The organism is Paracoccus sp. S4493 (assembly GCF_000967735.1).
Classification (GTDB): Bacteria; Pseudomonadota; Alphaproteobacteria; order Rhodobacterales; family Rhodobacteraceae; genus Paracoccus; species Paracoccus marcusii.
Genome location: NZ_JXYF01000507.1, coordinates 1 through 2,983, shown reverse-complemented (window position 1 = coordinate 2,983; position 2,983 = coordinate 1). Strand labels below are relative to the sequence as shown.

Annotated in this window: 4 protein-coding genes; 3 read left to right on the top strand and 1 reads right to left on the bottom strand. The window is 48.9% G+C overall.

Translation table 11 applies throughout. The features are described 5' to 3' along the window. From TW83_RS21615 to TW83_RS21030, 3 genes are all read left to right on the top strand, one after another. A partial coding sequence (locus TW83_RS21615) for a hypothetical protein (protein WP_162198091.1) occupies positions 1-237 on the top strand: 237 nt, incomplete at its 5' end. A gap of 641 nt (positions 238-878) precedes the next feature. Then, on the top strand, positions 879-1,427 hold the full coding sequence (locus TW83_RS20310; protein WP_084697719.1) for a hypothetical protein: 549 nt from the start codon (positions 879-881) through the stop codon (positions 1,425-1,427). 61 nt (positions 1,428-1,488) lie between these two features. Then, complete coding sequence (locus TW83_RS21030; RefSeq protein ID WP_157001816.1) at positions 1,489-1,884, top strand: hypothetical protein; 396 nt, start codon at positions 1,489-1,491, stop codon at positions 1,882-1,884. 281 nt (positions 1,885-2,165) lie between these two features. Here TW83_RS21030 and TW83_RS21610 read toward each other — a convergent pair. Next, positions 2,166-2,983 (bottom strand): hypothetical protein (locus TW83_RS21610; RefSeq protein ID WP_162198094.1); only part of this gene is annotated, 818 nt, incomplete at its 5' end.

The window sequence follows — 2,983 nt, the reverse complement described above, 5'->3', positions numbered from 1 at the left end:
GACGCTGGCGACGCATGGGTCGGAATTGAGCAGCTTTGTTCAGCGAGCAACTACACGCGGCAACAGTTTGCTGGCCTGATGGGAGCTTTTGGACGGCGCGTTTCGCATACCCAAGGCTATGATGAAGAGACCTACTTCTTTGAAGTAGAGTGGGATCATGAAAACAGCGGTTGGCGCTATAAGCTTCCGTCGACCGTACGGGATGCGTTGGTCCAAGAAGAAATTGTGACCGACTGAGTTCTAATCTTTACAACCCGGGCGCGATCAATCGCGGCCGGGTTGTCCGGCGCATAACACCTCATATCCGGGAGAGAACACGTTTAGGTTGTACATGATGCCGGAACGTTCGGGGTTCGGTCCAAGGGGGGACATCCGCGCCAGGTGTCGTCTCACCAGCAAATTCTATTGCTGCTACCCGCGCCACGGTCGAGATCCAGACCCGTCTCAGAGGCAGGGATCCGAGGCCCCCTGGGGATAACCCTTTCCCCTTCTTGCCTGATCATCCCCATTCCCGCGGGGCGCCCGCCGATGCGTCCCACCCCTGCCGAACGACATTTCAAAGTCAAAGCGCGCTGGCAGGCAAAAACCGGGCCAGTCCGCGCCGGTCGGCGCTTGCTCCCCGGGGGCTGCTTCGCCCGACACGGCCCGTCCCGGTTCTTCCCTGTAGATCATTAGAAGGGGTAAAAATAAATGACTGTAATAATTAAATAAAAAATGGCACCCCCGGCAATAGCTATTGCCGGGGGTGCGGCACTCTAGACTGCCGGGGGTGCGGCAGTGTGCTTCCCAAAACATGCCTTTCAATTTCCAGTTTCTGGAATTGACATACTGCTGGGCACGCGGCACCTTACTTCCAATCACTGGAGGTGAACTGCCCAATGACTAACCTGCAAACTCTGGAAAAGGCCCCAAAAGGACAATGGGTACAAACAGAAAGAAAAGCCCATGAAGCTTGGGCAAAGTTGATCCGAAAAAGTCCTCTGGCAGCTCAAATCATGCACGTGCTCACTGCACGTGTGGATACGCACAATGCTGTAGTGATAAGCCAAAAAAACCTCGCTCGGCTAGTAGAGGGGTCTGAACGTGGGGTACGTGATGCTCTCAAACTTCTAACTACCGATAACTGGCTAGAAATCCGTCAGATTGGTGGACGTGGCACTGTTAATGCTCACATCATAAACGACCGTGTAGCCTGGTCGGGAAAACGTGACGGTATCCGCTACAGCCTCTTCTCAGCCACCGTAATCTTGTCTGACGATGAACAACCGGATGCTGATCACTTGGATGACCAAAAGCCTTTGCGGAGATTGCCAAGTGCCTTTGCTGGAGAACAGCAGCTCCCATCCGGTGATGGTCTGCCGCCTGTTTCGCAGCCGTTTTTTAATGGACTTGAGCCCAACTTGCCCACCAAACTGAAAGAACGATGATGCCGTTCTGCGTTCCAAAAAGAACAGCGACTTTGGTGCACCACGCAACCGGGGGCGTTCAATGGTCGGCCTGACCCTTTCTCAAGCTGCCAAAGCATTAGGGAAAAGCAAATCTACCCTAAATAGGGCCATAAAAACCGGGCGTTTGAGTGCGACAAGAAATGAAGATGGCACCTTCTCTATCAATCCCGCCGAACTCTACAGGGCGTTCCCAGAACCACAGAAGAACGCGCACCAAGAACGGATGAAGGAACAAGATAGAACGGTAGTTCCAGATGATTTGAGTAGCCGCATTAGTCTATTGCAGCAACTTCTTGAAAGGGAACGTGAGGCAGTTGCGGATCTGAAGGAAGACAGGGACAGATGGCGGCAGCAGGCTACCAGCCTTCTTGCCAACCAAGAGGCTGCACCAGTTGCACAGCTGATAGAAAAGCGCCGCCGCTGGTGGCCGTTCTAAGACCGTAAAAGCCGCAGCTTGGCGTGAGCGCCCTCCCCCAGGCAAAGCCCCAGGATGAGGCAGCAGGGTGCGGACACGAAACCGGGGGGATAGGACCGTCAATGCACAGGGTGTTGAGGGCCGTTCATAAGCGCCCGTATTCCTAGTTTCAGTCCACATTTCCCGGTTTCAGCATGCTCCATCCTTTGGCGGCTTTTTGCATGATAAAATTTACATTCATATTGTCCGCAAAACCATTTAAATAAAAATTTTCAATATATGCCAATGTTTTAAAATTTCACTTACTTTTTTTTGTTTCTTACCAAGCTTCCAGGTTGGGAACGGACTTTATTATTTTTAGACATAGGGTATGTTAAATATTGCCCAGAAGGTATGTCATTTATTGATATTATTGGGTAAATAGTTTTTTCATAATCTAACAACGGTCTTCCAAATAAAGCCGCCCCTTCTTCTTTATTTTTCTTAACAGCGTATGGCAAGTAGTTTCTATGGCGATATACTTTAACTAGCTGAGGAGACCCTCCGATGGTAGAGCCTTTGCCTTGTTTATAAATTATTTCCGCTAAAACCTCTAGAGGTTCATAATTCAACTCGGTTTTTCTTTTTGCGACCAGCTTTCCCAATCCTGAAAAAAAATCTTGGTACCCTTCACCAGCAAACCCTATAGCAGCTTTTGCTGCTCCACTTCTGAAGCCACCAAAATCAAATTTTTCGTACTTCCTCGAAGTCTTATTGTACTTTATTTCTTTTCCATACATTTCTCCATTTGAAAAATCGTATCCTGCTACAAGGAATGTTGTGCTGTTAAACTGAGCTAATATCCTATCGTCTACAAGACCCAATAGCTGGTTAACTATGGTTATAAAATCCTTTACCATGAGAGATATTGGGGCCGCGCCAGTAGAGAATTTTGGGTAATTCTTTACCATACACTGAAACTGGAATATGCAAGGAAATGCAAAATCAGCCGATCCTGCAAAGGATATGCAAAAATTCGGCCCATCTATTGGGAATATTTTTTGAGCACAATCCCATCGGTATCCAGCAGAGAGCCTGCTATCAGATGCAAATATTATTTCATCATACATTCCCCAAGTGG

Excerpts from the sequence above, each read along its gene's own strand:
- TW83_RS20310 (WP_084697719.1), top strand. The coding sequence starts at position 879 with ATGACTAACCTGCAAACTCTGGAAAAGGCCCCAAAAGGACAATGGGTA.
- TW83_RS21030 (WP_157001816.1), top strand. The coding sequence starts at position 1,489 with ATGGTCGGCCTGACCCTTTCTCAAGCTGCCAAAGCATTAGGGAAAAGC.